This window comes from Pseudomonas extremorientalis (genome assembly GCF_001870465.1).
Classification (GTDB): Bacteria; Pseudomonadota; Gammaproteobacteria; order Pseudomonadales; family Pseudomonadaceae; genus Aquipseudomonas; species Aquipseudomonas extremorientalis.
Genome location: NZ_MDGK01000044.1, coordinates 44,957 through 60,897, shown reverse-complemented (window position 1 = coordinate 60,897; position 15,941 = coordinate 44,957). Strand labels below are relative to the sequence as shown.

The following is a 15,941-nucleotide window of genomic DNA, read 5'->3' as shown; positions in this document are numbered from 1 at the left end:
TCAACCGGCGTTGAATTGATCCATGGCAAGCGCCGGTGGAATTTCCTCCCGCGTGTTGCTGCCTAATCCGCTAGTCTTGAGCCATCTTGAAACGGAGCTGCCCATGTTCGAATCCGCCGAAATCGGTCACGCCATCGACAAAGACACCTTTGAGGCCGAGGTGCCGGCCCTGCGCGAGGCCCTGCTGGAAGTGCAGTACGAGCTGCAGCAGCAGAAGCGCTTCCCGGTGATTATCCTGATCAACGGTATCGAAGGCGCCGGCAAGGGCGAGACGGTCAAGCTGCTCAATGAATGGATGGACCCGCGCCTGATCGAAGTGCGCACCTTCGACCAGCAGACCGACGAAGAACTGGCGCGCCCGCCGGCCTGGCGCTATTGGCGCCAACTTCCTGCCAAGGGTCGCATGGGCATCTTCTTTGGCAACTGGTACAGCCAGATGCTGCAAAGCCGCGTACATGGGCAGATCAAGGACGCCCGCCTCGACCAGGCCATCGCCGGCGCCGAACGCCTGGAGAAAATGCTCTGCGATGAAGGCGCGCTGATCTTCAAGTTCTGGTTCCACCTCTCCAAGAAACAGATGAAGGCGCGGCTCAAGGCCCTGGCCGATGACCCCCTGCACAGTTGGCGCATCAGCCCGCTGGACTGGCAGCAATCCGAGACCTACGACAAATTCGTGCACTTCGGTGAGCGCGTGTTGCGCCGCACCAGTCGCGACTATGCGCCGTGGCATGTGATCGAAGGCGTGGACAGCAACTACCGCAGCCTCACCGTGGGCAAACTGCTGCTCGAAGGCCTGCAGAATGCGCTCAAGCTGTCCAAGGGCAAGGCCAGCGGCATGAACCCGGCGCCGTTGATCGCCTCGGTGGACAAGAAGAGCCTGCTGGACAGCCTCGACCTGTCCCAGCGCCTGGACAAGGACGATTACGAAGAACAACTGATCACCGAACAGGCGCGTTTCTCCGGACTGATGCGCGACAAGCGCATGCGCAAGCATGCCCTGGTCACGGTGTTCGAGGGCAACGATGCGGCGGGCAAGGGCGGGGCGATCCGTCGGGTGGCGGCGGCGCTGGACCCGCGTCAGTACCACATCGTGCCGATTGCCGCGCCCAGTGAAGACGAACGCGCCCAGCCTTACTTGTGGCGGTTCTGGCAGAAGATCCCGGCGCGCGGCATGTTCACCGTGTTCGACCGTTCCTGGTATGGCCGCGTGCTGGTGGAGCGCATTGAAGGCTTCTGCACCCCGGCGGACTGGATGCGCGCCTATGGCGAGATCAATGACTTCGAAGAGCAACTGCGCGATGCGGGTGTGATCGTGGTCAAGTTCTGGCTGGCCATCGACAAGGACACGCAACTGGAGCGCTTCCAGGCCCGCGAGGAAATCCCGTTCAAGCGCTTCAAGATCACCGAAGACGACTGGCGCAACCGTGACAAATGGGATGACTACCGCGCGGCCGTGGGCGATATGGTCGACCGTACCAGCACCGAGGTGTCGCCCTGGACATTGGTGGAGGCCAACGACAAGCGCTGGGCGCGGGTCAAGGTGTTGCGCACCATCAACCTGGCGCTGGAAGAAGCGTTCGCCAAGACCGACAAGCACGACAAAAAGAAAAAGAAAAAATGACGCAGTGAGCCGGCTCGCCATGGTTTTGTATCTATGGGGTGAATGATCGTCGCGGTGGCGCGGGGCGGGATCTATGCTCGATCCGACAACCACAAGATCGAGGTAGCCCATGCGTGAAGTAGTGATCGTCGACAGTGTGCGAACCGGCCTGGCCAAGTCCTTTCGCGGCAAGTTCAACCAGACCCGCCCCGATGACATGGCGGCCCATTGCGTCAACGCGCTGCTCGCCCGCAACGGCATCGACCCGGCGACGGTGGAGGATTGCATCGTCGGCGCCGGCTCCAACGAGGGCGCACAGGGCTACAACATCGGGCGCAATGTGGCGGTGCTCTCTCAACTGGGCACCGGCGTGGCCGGCATGACCCTCAACCGGTTTTGCTCCTCGGGCTTGCAGGCGATTGCCATTGCGGCCAACCAGATTGCGTCGGGTTGCAGCGATATCATCGTCGCCGGCGGTGTCGAGTCCATCAGCCTGACGATGAAAAGCGTCAATACCGACAACCTGATCAACCCGCTGCTCAAAGAGCAGGTGCCGGGTATCTATTTCCCCATGGGCCAGACCGCCGAGATCGTCGCGCGTCGCTACCACGTCAGCCGCGAAGAACAGGACCTGTACGCCCTGCAAAGCCAGCAACGCACCGCCCAGGCCCAGGCCGATGGGCTTTTCAGCGATGAAATCGTGCCGATGGCGGTCAAGTACAAAATCGAAGACAAGAACACCGGTGAGGTGCAGATCCTGGAAGGTGTGGTCGACCGTGACGACTGCAACCGCCCGGACACTACCCTGGCCAGTCTGCACGGTTTGAAGCCGGTGTTCGCCGAGGATGGTTCGGTGACGGCGGGCAACTCGTCGCAGCTCTCCGACGGTGCCTCGATGACGCTGGTGATGAGCCTGGAGAAAGCCCTGGCACTGGGGCTCCAGCCCAAGGCGTTTTTCCGTGGCTTCACCGTGGCCGGTTGCGAGCCGGACGAGATGGGCATCGGCCCGGTGTTCTCGGTGCCCAAGTTGCTCAAGGCCAAGGGGTTGCAGGTGGCGGACATCGACCTGTGGGAGCTTAACGAAGCGTTTGCCTCGCAATGCCTGTATGCGCGCAATCGCCTGGAAATCGACAATGCCAGGTACAACGTCAATGGCGGTTCGATCTCCATCGGGCATCCATTCGGCATGACCGGCTCGCGGCAGGTGGGGCACCTGGTGCGTGAGTTGCAGCGACGCAACCTGCGTTACGGCATCGTCACCATGTGCGTGGGCGGCGGCATGGGGGCCACCGGGTTGTTCGAAGCGGTGCGCTGATCGGCAAATTAAGTGTTCGCTACACAAAGTGCATCGGGTGCCCCTAGAATGCGGCTCCACTTCCTCCAGCTTCTGGGGTACTCATGCACATCTCTTCCGGCCGCTGGGTCTATGGTTTTCTCCTGACCCTGCTGACCGCGTTTCTGTGGGGCATTCTGCCGATCAAACTCAAGCAGGTGCTGCAGGTGATGGACCCGATCACCGTCACCTGGTTTCGCCTGATCGTGGCCGGCAGTTGCCTGTTCGTCTACCTGGCGCTGACCAAACGCTTGCCCAGCCGCAAGGTGCTTGGCCCCCGGGGTGGTTGGCTGGTGGCGATGGCGGTGTGCGGACTGGTGGGCAACTACGTGCTGTACCTGGTGGGCCTGAAATTGCTCAGCCCCGGCACCGCGCAGTTGGTGGTGCAGATGGGGCCGATCTTTTTGATGGTCGCCAGTGTGTTCGTCTTCAAGGAGCGCTTCAGCCTGGGACAGGGGGTGGGGCTGGTGGTGTTGATCATTGGTTTCGGCCTGTTTTTCAACCAGCGCCTGGAAGAACTGCTGACCTCGCTCGGCGCCTACACCGCCGGCGTGCTGACCATCCTGCTCGCCACCACGATCTGGGTGTTCTACGCCCTCGGCCAGAAACAACTGCTGACGGTGTGGAACTCGCTGCAGGTGATGATGGTGATCTACCTGTCCTGCGCCGTGTTGCTCACGCCTTGGGCACATCCCCTGGAGGCGTTGCACCTGAGCCCGCTGCAAGGCTGGCTATTGCTGGCGTGCTGCATGAATACCCTGGTGGCCTACGGCGCCTTTGCCGAAGCGCTGGCCCACTGGGAGGCCTCGCGGGTCAGTGCGACCCTGGCGCTCACGCCTTTGGTGACCTTTGTGGCGGTGGCCGTGGCGGCCTGGCTGTGGCCCGACTATGTGCAGGCCGAAGAGATCAACGCCCTGGGCTATGCCGGGGCGTTGGTGGTGGTGCTGGGTTCGGCAACCGTGGCGCTGGCGCCGTCGTTGCTCGCCGGGCTCAGGGCCCGGCGGTTGCGCCTGGCGTCCTAGGCTAGGTGCCCAGCATGTCTTCGGGGCGAACCCACTGGTCGAACTCCCCATCGGTGAGGTAGCCCAGTTCCAGCGCGGCTTCCCGCAGCGTCAGCCCTTCGGCATAGGCCTTCTTGGCGATCTCGGCGGACTTGTCGTAGCCAATGTGCGGGTTGAGCGCGGTGACCAGCATCAAGCCACGCTCCAAGTGTTCCGCCATTTGCACAGGGTCAGGCTCCAGCCCGGCCACGCAGTGTTCCTGGAAGTTGTTGCAGCCGTCGGCCAGCAGGCGGATCGACTCCAGCAGGTTGTGGATGATTACCGGCTTGTACACATTCAACTGCAAGTGACCCTGGCTGGCGGCAATGCCGATGGTCACGTCATTGCCCAACACCTGGCAGGCCAGCATCGACAGTGCTTCACACTGGGTCGGGTTGACCTTGCCCGGCATGATCGAGCTGCCCGGTTCGTTGGCCGGCAATTTCACTTCGGCCAGCCCGGTGCGCGGCCCGGAGCCCAGCAGGCGCAGGTCATTGGCGATTTTCATCAGGGCCACGGCCAGGGTTTTCAGCGCGCCGTGCAGCGTCACGAGAGGCTCATGGCCGGAGAGGGCGGCGAATTTGTTCGGCGCGGTGACGAACGGCAAGCCCGATAGCGCCGCCAGCTCCGAGGCAATCGCCTCGCCGAAGCCATGGGGCGCATTGAGCCCGGTGCCCACGGCGGTGCCGCCCTGGGCCAGCTCGCACACGGCGGGCAGGGCGGCACGGATCGCACGTTCGGCATAGTCGAGTTGAGCGATGAATGCCGACAGCTCCTGGCCGAAGGTGATCGGGGTGGCATCCATCATGTGGGTGCGCCCGGTCTTCACCAGCTTCATATGTTTGGCGGCTTGCTCTGCCAGGCCGCCGGACAGGGTGGCAATCGCCGGCAGCAACCGTTGATGCACCGCCTGCACGGCGGCGATGCTCATGGCGGTAGGGAAGCAGTCATTGGAACTCTGGGAACGGTTGACGTGATCGTTGGGGTGCACCGGGCTCTTGCCGCCGCGCTTATTGCCCGCCAGTTCGTTGGCGCGACCGGCGATCACTTCGTTGGCGTTCATGTTGCTCTGGGTCCCGCTACCGGTCTGCCACACCACCAGGGGGAACTGGTCGTCATGTTGACCGGCCAGCACTTCGTCGGCGGCCTGTTCGATCAGGCGGGCGATGTCGGCGGGCAGGTCGCCATTGCGGTCGTTGACCCGTGCCGCCGCCTTCTTGACCAGGGCCAGGGCGTGCAACACCGCCAGGGGCATGCGCTGCTCGCCGATGGCGAAGTTCACCAGCGAACGTTGGGTCTGGGCGCCCCAGTAAGCGTCATCCGGGACATCGACTTCTCCCAGGCTGTCGGTTTCGATACGGCTCATCGGGCACACTCCTTCAGGTTCGTTTGCGCAGTTTAGGCTGTGAAGAGCCTCGGGGGTTCCCCTGAAAGACTTTTCATCGGGCAATCCCTGTCCGACAAGGCCCGGGGTTGAGCCCTAAGGTTTTTTAGGCGCAGAATGGGCGCCCTTGGGGTCTTACCTCGCCTGCTAGAAAAGGAAACTCGATGACTCGTCTTCGTGCCATCTGTACCGCGGTTGCTCTGGTTTGCGCCAGCGGCCAGGTTCTTGCCGATACCGCCAGCCACAACGCCAGTGCCGAAGCCTTCCTTACCCTGGCCCACGCCGACAAGCTGGGTACCCCGGTGTACATGCAAGTGCAACAAATGTTCGCCCAGCGTTTCGAACAGACCAAGGCGCCTGCCGCCAAGCAGTCCGTACTGGACAGCTACCAGGCCAAGGCCAACGCCGCCCTCGACCAGGCCATCGGCTGGCCGAAGCTGAAACCGGACATGGTCAAGCTCTACACCACCAACTTCAGCGAATCCGAGCTCAAGGACCTGGTTGCCTTCTACCAGTCGCCACTGGGCAAGAAAGTCCTGGAAAAAATGCCGCAACTGACCCAGCAATCGGCCCAGATGACCCAGGCGAAGCTGGAAAGCGCCGTGCCGGTGGTGAACAAGCTGTTGGAAGACATGACCAACGAGCTGACGCCTAAAGCCGCCGCCCCGGCCAAGAAGAAGTAAGCAGGAATGACCATGCAACAGCGTATCGAAACGGCGCTTGCCGCCCTGGGCACCGACCACCTGAGTGTGCTGGACGAAAGCCACATGCACAGCCGTGGGTTGCAGACCCACTTCAAGGCCGTGCTGGTCAGCCCGCAGTTCGAGGGGCTCAACCGCGTCAAGCGCCACCAGAAGGTCTACGCCACCCTGGGTGACCTGATGAGCGAGTTTCATGCGCTGGCGCTGCATACCTACACGCCTGAAGAGTGGGCGAAAATCGACGCAGCCCCGGCCTCGCCGACCTGCGCCGGCGGGCATGATTGATGATCGGGTGTCTCTGACACCGGGCATTTGTTAGAATCCGCGACGCGCCGCCTAGACGGCGCGTTTTTTTTGCATCCGGTTCACCCCTTACGAGGGTAGCCACCTGGAGAGAACACCCATGACTCAACCGATTGTCGTGGCGGCACTGTATAAGTTCGTCACCCTCGAAGATTACGTCGCCCTGCGCGAGCCACTGTTGCAGGCGATGCTCGACAACGGCATCAAAGGCACCTTGCTGATCGCCGAGGAAGGCATCAACGGCACCGTTTCCGGCAGCCGCGAAGGCATTGATGGCTTGATGGCCTGGCTGAAGAACGACCCGCGCATGGTCGACATCGACCACAAAGAATCCTACTGCGACGACCAGCCGTTCTACCGCACCAAGGTCAAGCTCAAGAAAGAGATCGTGACCCTGGGCGTCGAAGGCGTCGACCCGAACAAGAAGGTCGGCACCTACGTCGACCCGCAGGACTGGAACGCGCTGATCAGCGACCCGGAAGTGCTGTTGATCGACACCCGTAACGACTACGAAGTGTCCATCGGCACCTTTGAAGGCGCGATCGACCCGAAAACCACCAGCTTTCGCGAATTTCCCGACTATATCAAAGCCAACTTCGACCCGGCCAAGCACAAGAAAGTCGCCATGTTCTGCACCGGCGGCATTCGTTGCGAGAAGGCCTCGAGCTACATGCTCAGTGAGGGTTTCGATGAGGTCTACCACCTCAAGGGCGGCATCCTGAAGTACCTCGAAGAGGTGCCGCAGGCAGAAACCAAATGGCAGGGCGACTGCTTTGTTTTCGACAATCGCGTCACCGTGCGCCACGACTTGAGCGAAGGCGACTACGATCAATGTCATGCCTGCCGCACACCCGTGAGTGTTGAGGACCGCGCCTCCGAGCACTATGTGGCGGGCATCAGCTGCCCGCATTGCTGGGATAAGCTGCCGGAGAAAACCCGCCGCAGTGCGATCGACCGGCAGAAGCAGATCGAGCTGGCCAAGGCCCGTAACATGCCGCACCCGATTGGTTTCAACTACAAGCAAACTCCTTCCGAGGCCTGAGCCATGTCCGCGCGCCTGCTCTATGTGATGGACCCGATGTGTTCCTGGTGCTGGGGCTTTGCCCCGGTGGCCGAGGCGTTGGTGGAGCAGGCCCAGGCGGCTGGCGTGGAGCTGCACCTGGTGGTGGGCGGCTTGCGTACCGGCAGTGGCGCGGCGCTGGAGCCGACCACGCGGCGCTACATCCTGGAGCACTGGCAGGCGGTGACCGACGCCACCGGCCAGCCGTTCAAGCGTGACGGCGCACTGCCCGACGGTTTCGTGTATGACACGGAGCCGGCGTGCCGCGCCATCGTCACGGCGCGCAGCCTGGCGCCGGATTGTGCATGGAAGCTGCTGGGGCTGATCCAGCGCGCGTTTTATGTCGAGGGCCGCGACGTGACTCTCGCTAGTGTGCTGGTGGAACTGGCCGAACGGGCAGGCATCCCGCGCATCGAGTTTGCCGGCGAATTCGACCGCGCCGAACAGCACGCCGCCACCGCTGCCGATTTTACCTGGGTACAGGACCTGGGCATCGCCGGTTTCCCGACGCTGCTGGCCGAGCGTAATGGCCAGTTGGCGTTGCTGACCAACGGTTACCAGCCGCTGTCCGAGCTTTCGCCTTTGCTGGGCCGATGGCTGGAGCGAGCCACCTGTGCATGAGCAACCTCAACGCACCGACCGCCTGACCTGGGCGGAAATCCGCCGCCTGGCCCTGCGCCACAAGAAGTCCCTGTGGATCGCCAATGGCGTCGCCGTGCTGGCGACCCTGTGCAGCGTGCCCATCCCTCTGTTGTTGCCGTTGCTGGTCGATGAAGTGTTGCTGGGCCGTGGCGATGCCGCGCTCAAGGTGATGAACCACGCCTTGCCCCTGGGCTGGCAGAAAGCCGCCGGCTATATCGGCCTGATGTTGCTGGTGACGCTGTTCCTGCGCTGCGGCGCGTTGGTGTTCAACGTGGTACAGGCGCGGCTGTTTGCGCGGTTGGCCAAGGACATCGTGTACCGCATCCGCGTGCGCCTGATCGAGCGGCTCAAGCGTATTTCCCTCGGCGAATACGAAAGCCTGGGCAGTGGCACGGTCACCACCCACCTGGTCACCGACCTGGACACGCTGGACAAATTCGTCGGCGAAACCCTCAGCCGGTTCCTGGTGGCGATGCTTACGTTGGTGGGCACGTCGGCAATCCTGGTGTGGATGCATTGGCAACTGGCGCTGCTGATCCTGCTGTTCAACCCGTTGGTGATCTACGCCACGGTGCAGTTGGGCAAACGCGTCAAACACCTGAAGAAACTGGAGAACGACAGCACCTCGCGGTTTACCCAGGCCCTGACCGAAACCCTGGATGCCATCCAGGAAGTGCGCGCCGGCAACCGCCAGGGCTTCTTCCTCGGGCGCCTCGGCCAGCGGGCCCAGGAAGTGCGCGACTACGCGATCCATTCCCAGTGGAAAACCGACGCATCGAGCCGCGCCAGCGGGTTGTTGTTCCAGTTCGGTATCGACATCTTCCGTGCGGCGGCCATGCTCACGGTGCTGTTCTCCGACCTGTCCATCGGCCAGATGCTCGCGGTGTTCAGCTACCTGTGGTTCATGATCGGCCCGGTGGAGCAGTTGCTGAACCTGCAGTACGCCTATTACGCGGCGGGCGGGGCGCTGACGCGGATCAACGAACTGCTGGCGCGGGCCGATGAACCGCAATACGCGGGCGGCGAAGACCCGTTTACCGGGCGCGAAACCGTCGGCATCGAAGTACGTGGCCTGAATTTCGGTTATGGCGAAGACCTGGTCCTCGACCAGTTGAACCTGGCCATCGCGCCCGGCGAGAAGGTCGCAATCGTCGGCGCCAGCGGCGGTGGCAAAAGCACCCTGGTGCAACTGCTGCTGGGCCTGTACACGCCCCAGGCCGGGACGATCCGCTTTGGCGGTGCCACCCAGCAGGAAATCGGCCTGGAGACCATCCGCGAGCACGTCGCCGTGGTGCTGCAACACCCGGCGCTGTTCAACGACACCGTGCGCGCCAACTTGACCATGGGCCGCGAGCGCAGTGACCAGGCCTGCTGGCAGGCACTGGAAATCGCGCAGTTGGAGGCGACCGTCAAGGCGTTGCCCATGGGCCTGGACAGTGTGGTGGGGCGTTCCGGGGTGCGGTTTTCCGGCGGCCAGCGTCAGCGCCTGGCGATTGCGCGCATGGTGTTGGCCGAACCGAAAGTGGTGATCCTCGACGAAGCGACTTCCGCCCTGGACGCCGCCACCGAGTACAACCTGCACCAGGCGCTGGCGCGCTTCCTCAGCGGCCGTACTACACTGATCATCGCCCACCGCCTGTCGGCGGTTAAGCAGGCAGATCGAGTCTTAGTGTTCGACGGCGGTCACATTGCAGAGGATGGCGACCATCAGCAATTGATTGCTGACGGTGGTTTGTACGCCAAACTCTATGGGCACTTGCAACAAGTACGTTGATTTAGCCTAGGCTGAGCTATCGGAAGCGGTGTTTCGCGTGCGTATCCAGCAGTGCATGTGCAAGGGGCTTCATGAAGCAAAAGCGGACTCTCGGAACGCCACGGTTGTTGGGCATTGTCTGGCCCTTTATCGCCGTGGTGCTGTTCCAGGCATTGTTGGGTTGTGTCAGCCTCTACGTGCTCTCGGCGGTGCGCGGTTATGTGGCTGGCGAAAGCCTGTGGTCCAAGGGCCAGAAAGACGCGATCTACTACCTGACGCTGTATGCCGACAACCGCGACGAAACCACTTACCTCAAATACCAGCAGGCGATCGCCGTGCCCCAGGGTGGGCATGAACTGCGTGTCGCCCTGGACCGCTCCACCCCTGATCTTGCTGCCGCTCGGTTGGGTATCCTCAAGGGCGGCAACCACCCGGATGACGTCGCCAGTCTGATCTGGCTGTACCTCAACTTCCGCCATTTCAGCTACCTGGAAAAAGCCATCGAGCTTTGGACCGTGGGCGATGGCTACCTGGTGCAACTGGATGACCTGGCGCGCGAGATGCACGGTGCAATCACCCGTGACCAGGTCAGCGCCAACGATGTGCGCCAATGGAAGGCGCATATCATCGCCATCAACGAAGGTGTGACGCCCGCTGCCAAGGCGTTCAGCGATGCCTTGGGCGAAGGTTCGCGGATGATCCTGCGGCTGCTGGTGATCACCAACCTGGCCACGGCACTGGGCCTGATTGTGCTGGCGCTGTTGCGCACGCATAAACTGCTGGCCCAGCGCCATGCCTTCGCCGACGCCCTGCAGCAAGAGAAGGAGCGGGCGCAGATCACCCTGGAGTCGATTGGCGACGGGGTGATTACCACTGATGTCGATGGCGCCATCACGTACATGAACCCGGCGGCCGAGGCGCTGACCCACTGGAATTCTGCCCAGGCCCAGGGGCTGCCCCTGGCGGCGCTGTTCAATCTGCTGGATGACAATGCCCAGCCCGATGGCTTTACCCTGATCGAACATATCGTCAAGGGCCAGCTCGGCGGCGGCAGGGAGCATTCGAAAACCATCCAGCGCCTGGATGGCAGCACGGTCTCGGTGACCCTGGTGGGCGCGCCGATCCGCAGCGCCGGCAAGGTGACCGGGGCGGTGCTGGTGCTGCACGACATGACCCAGGAGCGTCAATACATCGCCAACCTGTCCTGGCAGGCGACCCATGACGCCCTGACCGGCCTGGCCAACCGCCGTGAGTTCGAATACCGCCTGGAGCAGGTGCTCCACCCCATGGGGACGCAGCAGGGCGGGCGGCATGCGCTGATGTTCCTCGACCTGGACCAGTTCAAGTTGGTCAACGACACCTGTGGCCATGCGGCAGGCGACGAGTTGTTGCGGCATATCTGCGCGCTGTTGCAATCGGACCTGCGTGAAGGTGACACCCTGGCGCGCCTGGGCGGCGATGAATTCGGCATTCTGCTGGAGAACTGCCCGGCGGCCGCGGCTGAAAAAATCGCCGAGAGTCTGCGTCATACGGTGCAAAGCCTGCACTTCGTATGGAAGGGCCGGCCGTTCATGACCACCGTCAGCATCGGCCTGGTGCACCTTGGGCACACCCCGACGACCTTGGAAACCTCACTGCGCGCCGCCGACATGGCGTGCTACATGGCCAAGGAAAAGGGCCGCAACCGCGTGCAGGTCTACCACGCCGACGACTCGGAATTGTCCGTGCGCTTCGGCGAAATGGCCTGGGTGCAGCGCCTGCACATGGCCCTGGAAGAAAACCGGTTCTGCCTCTATGCCCAGGAAATCTCACCCCTGGGGCACACTGACGGTGGCGATGGGCATATCGAGATCCTGCTGCGCCTGCATGACGAGTCTGGCCGCATCATCCTGCCGGACAGCTTTATTCCGGCCGCCGAACGCTATGGCTTGATGACGTCCCTGGACCGCTGGGTAGTAGAAAATGTGTTCAAGATCATCAGCCGATGTCTGCAGGAGCGCCCGGGGCGTCCCATGGCGATGTGTGCGATCAACCTGTCAGGCATCACCATTGGCGATGATGACTTCCTCGGGTTTTTGCGTGAGAAGTTTCATACATACAATATTCCGCCGGGCATGATCTGTTTTGAAATTACTGAAACCAGCGCAATTGCAAATTTGGGCAGTGCGATCCGATTTATCAATGAACTCAAAGCCTTGGGTTGTCATTTTTCGCTGGATGACTTTTGTGCCGGAATGTCCTCGTTCGCATATCTCAAACATTTACCTGTAGACTTCCTGAAGATCGATGGAAGTTTCGTAAAGGATATGCTGGACGACCCGATTAACCGCGCGATGGTCGAAGTGATCAACCACATCGGCCATGTCATGGGTAAGCGCACAATTGCAGAGTTTGTCGAGACACCGCACATCGAACAGGCGTTACTCGAAATTGGTGTGGATTACGCTCAGGGCTACCTGATTGAACGACCGCAATTGTTTACCTTTGATAGCTTGCAGTGTCGACCTGTGCGGCCGCAGCCTCTGTTATTCAAGGCGCCCGGCACATTCCGCTGAAAACTTTGCTGGTCTGTACAATCACACTTAAAAAGGAGCCTTACAGTGATCGACACATTCAACAGAACCGGCCCGCTTATGGAAGCCTCGAGTTACCCCGCCTGGGCTCAGAAACTGATCCTGGACTGTAGCGAGAGCAAGCGCCGAGTTGTCGAACACGAACTGTACCAGCGCATGCGCGACAATACGCTCAGCGCCAGGACCATGCGCCACTACCTGATCGGTGGCTGGCCGGTGGTGGAGCAGTTTGCCTTGTACATGGCACAGAACCTCACCAAGACCAAATTTGCCCGCCATCCTGGGGAGGACATGGCGCGCCGCTGGCTGATGCGCAATATTCGCGTGGAGCTCAACCACGCCGATTACTGGGTCAATTGGGCCCGTGCCCACGGCGTGAGCCTGGACGAATTGCAAGCCCAGGACGTACCGCCGGAGTTGCATGCCCTCAGCCATTGGTGCTGGCACACCAGCTCGGCCGATTCGTTGATCGTGGCCATTGCCGCGACCAACTACGCGATTGAAGGCGCAACCGGCGAGTGGTCCGCCGTGGTGTGTTCCACCGGTGTCTACGCGGCGGCCTTCCCCGAGGAAGAACGCAAGCGTGCGATGAAGTGGCTGAAGATGCATGCCCAGTACGATGACGCCCACCCGTGGGAAGCGCTGGAAATCATCTGCACCCTGGCCGGGATGAACCCCACCAAGGCATTGCAGGCGGAACTGCGCCAAGCCGTGTGCAAGAGCTACGACTACATGTATTTGTTCCTGGAAAGCTGCATGCGTCTGGAGAAAGAAAAAGCCCCAGCGGTGATGCGTGAGCGTCAGGCGCGGGTTGCCAGCGAGGCTTGATGTAACCGTTGTGGCGAGCGGGCTTGCCCCGCGTTGGGCCGCGAAGCGGCCCGCTTTTTATTCAAAAAGCATGGGACTGCTGCGCAGTCCAACGCGGGGCAAGCCCGCTCGCCACAACATGCCCGATTACCCCAACAAGCCTTATTGCCACAGCAAGCCAGTTCGCTACAGCTGAAGGGGGTTACCCCGCCATCGCCAGGCGGTTGCGGCCTTCGCGCTTGGCCACGTACAACGCACTATCGGCCCGGCGCAGCAGGCTTTCGGCAGATTCGGCGGGCAGCAGGGTCGAGCAACCCAGGCTCACCGTCAATTCGATCCGCGTTCCGTCCGCCCAATAATCCTGGGCTTGTGTCGCCTGGCGCAGGCGTTCGCCAACCATCTTCGCCGCATCGCGGCCGGTGTTGGACAGCAGGATCAGAAACTCTTCCCCCCCATAACGAAACACCATGTCCACGTTACGCAGCTGGCTCTTGATCGATGCCGCCACAGTGCGCAGCACGTTGTCGCCGGCGGCATGGCCGTGGGTGTCGTTGATGGTCTTGAAGTGGTCGATGTCCAGCATCAGCAAGGACAGCGGGTTCAGGTGGCGGCGCGCCATGTCGATTTCCCGTTGCAGGGTCTGGTCCATGGCGATGCGGTTGCCGGTCTCGGTCAGTGGGTCACGCAGCGCGCTGCGGGTGGCGGCGCGGTATAGCAGGGCGTTGCGCATCGGGTAGAGCAGGGTCGCCAGCAGCGATTCAAGTTGGCCGAGTTCTTCTTCCGCCAGGCGCTGGTTGCGCCGGAAGATCAGCTCGCCCAGGTGCTCGCCTTCATGACTCAAGCTGTAGCTCATCGAGTGATGGCCGCGATGGCCGAACTCCAGGCGCAGGTCGCTGGCCTGGTGACGGTAGTGCAGGGCGTCCAGGGGCACCAGGCGTTGGATCTCACGGAAGAACAGCGCCAGAATGCGCTCCGGTTCCAGGCTGGTTTGCAGTTGCTGGCCCAGTTGCTGGCGAAGTTCGATAACGGTGGTGGGGCGGCGCGGCAGGAGGGCGGGTTGACCAAAGCCCAGGCGTTGCAATTTGGCACTGTCAAAGTCAATTGCATGGGTCTGGGTAGGTGTTTTCATAACCGTTCGGCCTCTAAGCGCTCAGCTGTCTTACAGGCTCGATGAGAGTGGCGAATGCCAGGCGTCTTACTGTTCCTTCAGTTCCGTAAAACATGAATTACAGTCTAGACCGCTTTACCTTGGGTTATAACCCCTGGGCACTGCCGCACGTCTTGTCATCGCTTAACCTGCTTGGAGAGGGTTAGAGCGAGTTTCATGCCACATTCGTTCAATTAAATAAAAAGCCTTACAAATCAAGCGACTGTTTTTATCTCTAAAAACAGTCGCCGAAGGATGACGCCAGTTATTTGGCAAGCGGGCGTCGCGCTTACTGTTTTTGCGGATCGAACTGTTTATCGCGAATAAACAACGCCGGGATGACGCCGCAGATGAAGTACGCGCCGCCCATTACCAGAAACCCCATGCCGATGGAGCCATGGGACGCCAGGAAACCAATGGCTGCCGGTGCCACTGCCGCACCAATGCGCCCGATATTGTAGGCCCCGCCCACTGCCGAACCACGAAACTTCGCCTCGAAGCTTTCGGTCATGTAGGTGGCATTCACGCCATAGGGAATCCCGTACAGGAAACCGAACACCACCAGCATCCACAAGATGTTCTCCGGGCTCTGGAACAACACGATTACCGGCAGGAAGACCGCCGTGCCCAGGGCGCCAAACGCAAACACGGCGCGACGTCCCAGGCGATCCGCCGCCAACCCCGCAAGGATCTTGCCGAAGATCATCGCGGCGTAGGTGCCGACCATATAGCTGGTCATCGACTTGAAGTTCATCCCCAGTTCGCTTTCCAGGTAGGACGGCATCCAGTTGTTCACACCGTAGTAGCCGAACTGCAGGAAGCCTGCGGTCAAGGCCCAGAGCAGGAACATGCGGCTGGCTTTGGGGTCGCTGAAGATCAGCTTGAACATGCCGTCGGGCTTTTTCTGCTGGGCTTGCCGGGTGCCATTGGCTTTCTCCTGCGCGCGCTCGGCGCGTGCGGTCAGCCAGGCTTGAGGCTCTGGCACCAGGCGTTGCATCAACACGGCGAGGATCACCGGGATGATCGCCACGTAAAACAACCAGCGCCAGCCGTGTTCGGGCAGGATCCAGCCTGCCAGCAGCGTGGCGACGATGTACCCCACCGACCAGCCAGCCTGCAGGGTGCCGAGCACAGTGGTGCGGTAGCGGGTCGGCACGTATTCGGCCATCAGCGTATTGCACGCCACATACAGCGCACCCAGGCCGAGGGAGGCGAAAAACCGCGTGCTCGCGAACTGCCAATAGCTGTGGGTCATGCCCAGGATCGCCGTGCCCACGGAGAACAGCACGATGCTCCACACGACGGTTTTGACCCGGCCGAAGCGGTCACAGGCCCAGCCCCCGTAGATGCCACCAATGGCCATGCCGGCCAGGGTGAAACTGCCCAGGCTGCCGGCCTCGACGCTGGTCAGGCCGAACTCGGCCTTGAGGCTGCTGAGGCTGTAGGACAGCAACATGAGGTCTGCGCCATCGATCAACAGACCGAGGAAGCAGAAGATAAAGACAATGATCCACAGTTTGCTTTTTGCAGGCGACAACGCGCCCGCCGATGCGGCGACTTCCATAGCGATACCTTGTTGTAGTTGTTAGGGCATTGGG

At 61.6% G+C, this 15,941-nt stretch carries 13 protein-coding genes; 10 read left to right on the top strand and 3 right to left on the bottom strand.

Going from position 1 to position 15,941, the window contains the following annotated elements; genetic code table 11:
- Positions 1-103: 103 nt before the first annotated feature.
- From pap to BFN10_RS17595, 3 genes are all read left to right on the top strand, one after another.
- Positions 104-1,621 (top strand): polyphosphate:AMP phosphotransferase, encoded by a 1,518-nt coding sequence (gene pap / locus BFN10_RS17605; protein ID WP_071490751.1) that lies wholly within the window; start codon positions 104-106, stop codon positions 1,619-1,621.
- A 109-nt stretch (positions 1,622-1,730) separates the two neighbouring features.
- Positions 1,731-2,915: a thiolase family protein gene (locus tag BFN10_RS17600; protein ID WP_071490750.1), complete on the top strand. Its 1,185-nt coding sequence runs from the start codon at positions 1,731-1,733 to the stop codon at positions 2,913-2,915.
- Between the two features lie 83 nt (positions 2,916-2,998).
- On the top strand, positions 2,999-3,955 hold the full coding sequence (locus tag BFN10_RS17595; protein ID WP_071490749.1) for a DMT family transporter: 957 nt from the start codon (positions 2,999-3,001) through the stop codon (positions 3,953-3,955).
- Position 3,956: 1 nt separating this feature from the next.
- Here BFN10_RS17595 and BFN10_RS17590 read toward each other — a convergent pair whose 3' ends face one another.
- Entirely contained in the window at positions 3,957-5,339 is a 1,383-nt protein-coding gene (locus BFN10_RS17590; RefSeq protein WP_071490748.1) for a class II fumarate hydratase, read from the bottom strand.
- 182 nt (positions 5,340-5,521) lie between these two features.
- Here BFN10_RS17590 and BFN10_RS17585 point away from each other — a divergent pair, with 182 nt between their 5' ends.
- From BFN10_RS17585 to BFN10_RS17555, 7 genes are all read left to right on the top strand, one after another.
- The gene (locus tag BFN10_RS17585) at positions 5,522-6,040 is read left to right on the top strand and encodes a DUF2059 domain-containing protein (protein WP_058424992.1); all 519 of its coding nucleotides are present in this window, start codon (positions 5,522-5,524) and stop codon (positions 6,038-6,040) included.
- A 6-nt stretch (positions 6,041-6,046) separates the two neighbouring features.
- Positions 6,047-6,343 carry a BolA family protein gene (locus BFN10_RS17580; protein WP_038847405.1) on the top strand — a complete coding sequence of 99 codons (297 nt, stop codon included), beginning with the start codon at positions 6,047-6,049 and terminating at the stop codon, positions 6,341-6,343.
- Positions 6,344-6,461: 118 nt separating this feature from the next.
- Positions 6,462-7,403, top strand: coding sequence for an oxygen-dependent tRNA uridine(34) hydroxylase TrhO (gene trhO / locus BFN10_RS17575; protein ID WP_071490747.1), 942 nt, complete (start codon positions 6,462-6,464; stop codon positions 7,401-7,403).
- A gap of 36 nt (positions 7,404-7,439) precedes the next feature.
- On the top strand, positions 7,440-8,042 hold the full coding sequence (locus tag BFN10_RS17570; protein ID WP_170856062.1) for a DsbA family protein: 603 nt from the start codon (positions 7,440-7,442) through the stop codon (positions 8,040-8,042).
- Positions 8,035-9,837, top strand: a complete 1,803-nt coding sequence (locus tag BFN10_RS17565; protein ID WP_058424989.1) for an ABC transporter ATP-binding protein — start codon at positions 8,035-8,037, stop codon at positions 9,835-9,837. The genes BFN10_RS17570 and BFN10_RS17565 overlap by 8 nt, the downstream gene beginning before the upstream one ends.
- Positions 9,838-9,908: 71 nt before the next feature.
- On the top strand, positions 9,909-12,371 hold the full coding sequence (locus BFN10_RS17560) for an EAL domain-containing protein (protein ID WP_071490745.1): 2,463 nt from the start codon (positions 9,909-9,911) through the stop codon (positions 12,369-12,371).
- Between the two features lie 78 nt (positions 12,372-12,449).
- On the top strand, positions 12,450-13,217 hold the full coding sequence (locus BFN10_RS17555) for an iron-containing redox enzyme family protein (RefSeq protein WP_219733315.1): 768 nt from the start codon (positions 12,450-12,452) through the stop codon (positions 13,215-13,217).
- Positions 13,218-13,398: 181 nt separating this feature from the next.
- Here BFN10_RS17555 and BFN10_RS17550 read toward each other — a convergent pair whose 3' ends face one another.
- Both BFN10_RS17550 and BFN10_RS17545 read right to left on the bottom strand, forming a co-directional pair.
- Positions 13,399-14,325: a GGDEF domain-containing protein gene (locus BFN10_RS17550; RefSeq protein ID WP_071490743.1), complete on the bottom strand. Its 927-nt coding sequence runs from the start codon at positions 14,323-14,325 to the stop codon at positions 13,399-13,401.
- A gap of 307 nt (positions 14,326-14,632) precedes the next feature.
- Entirely contained in the window at positions 14,633-15,907 is a 1,275-nt protein-coding gene (locus tag BFN10_RS17545; protein ID WP_071490742.1) for an MFS transporter, read from the bottom strand.
- Positions 15,908-15,941: the final 34 nt, after the last annotated feature.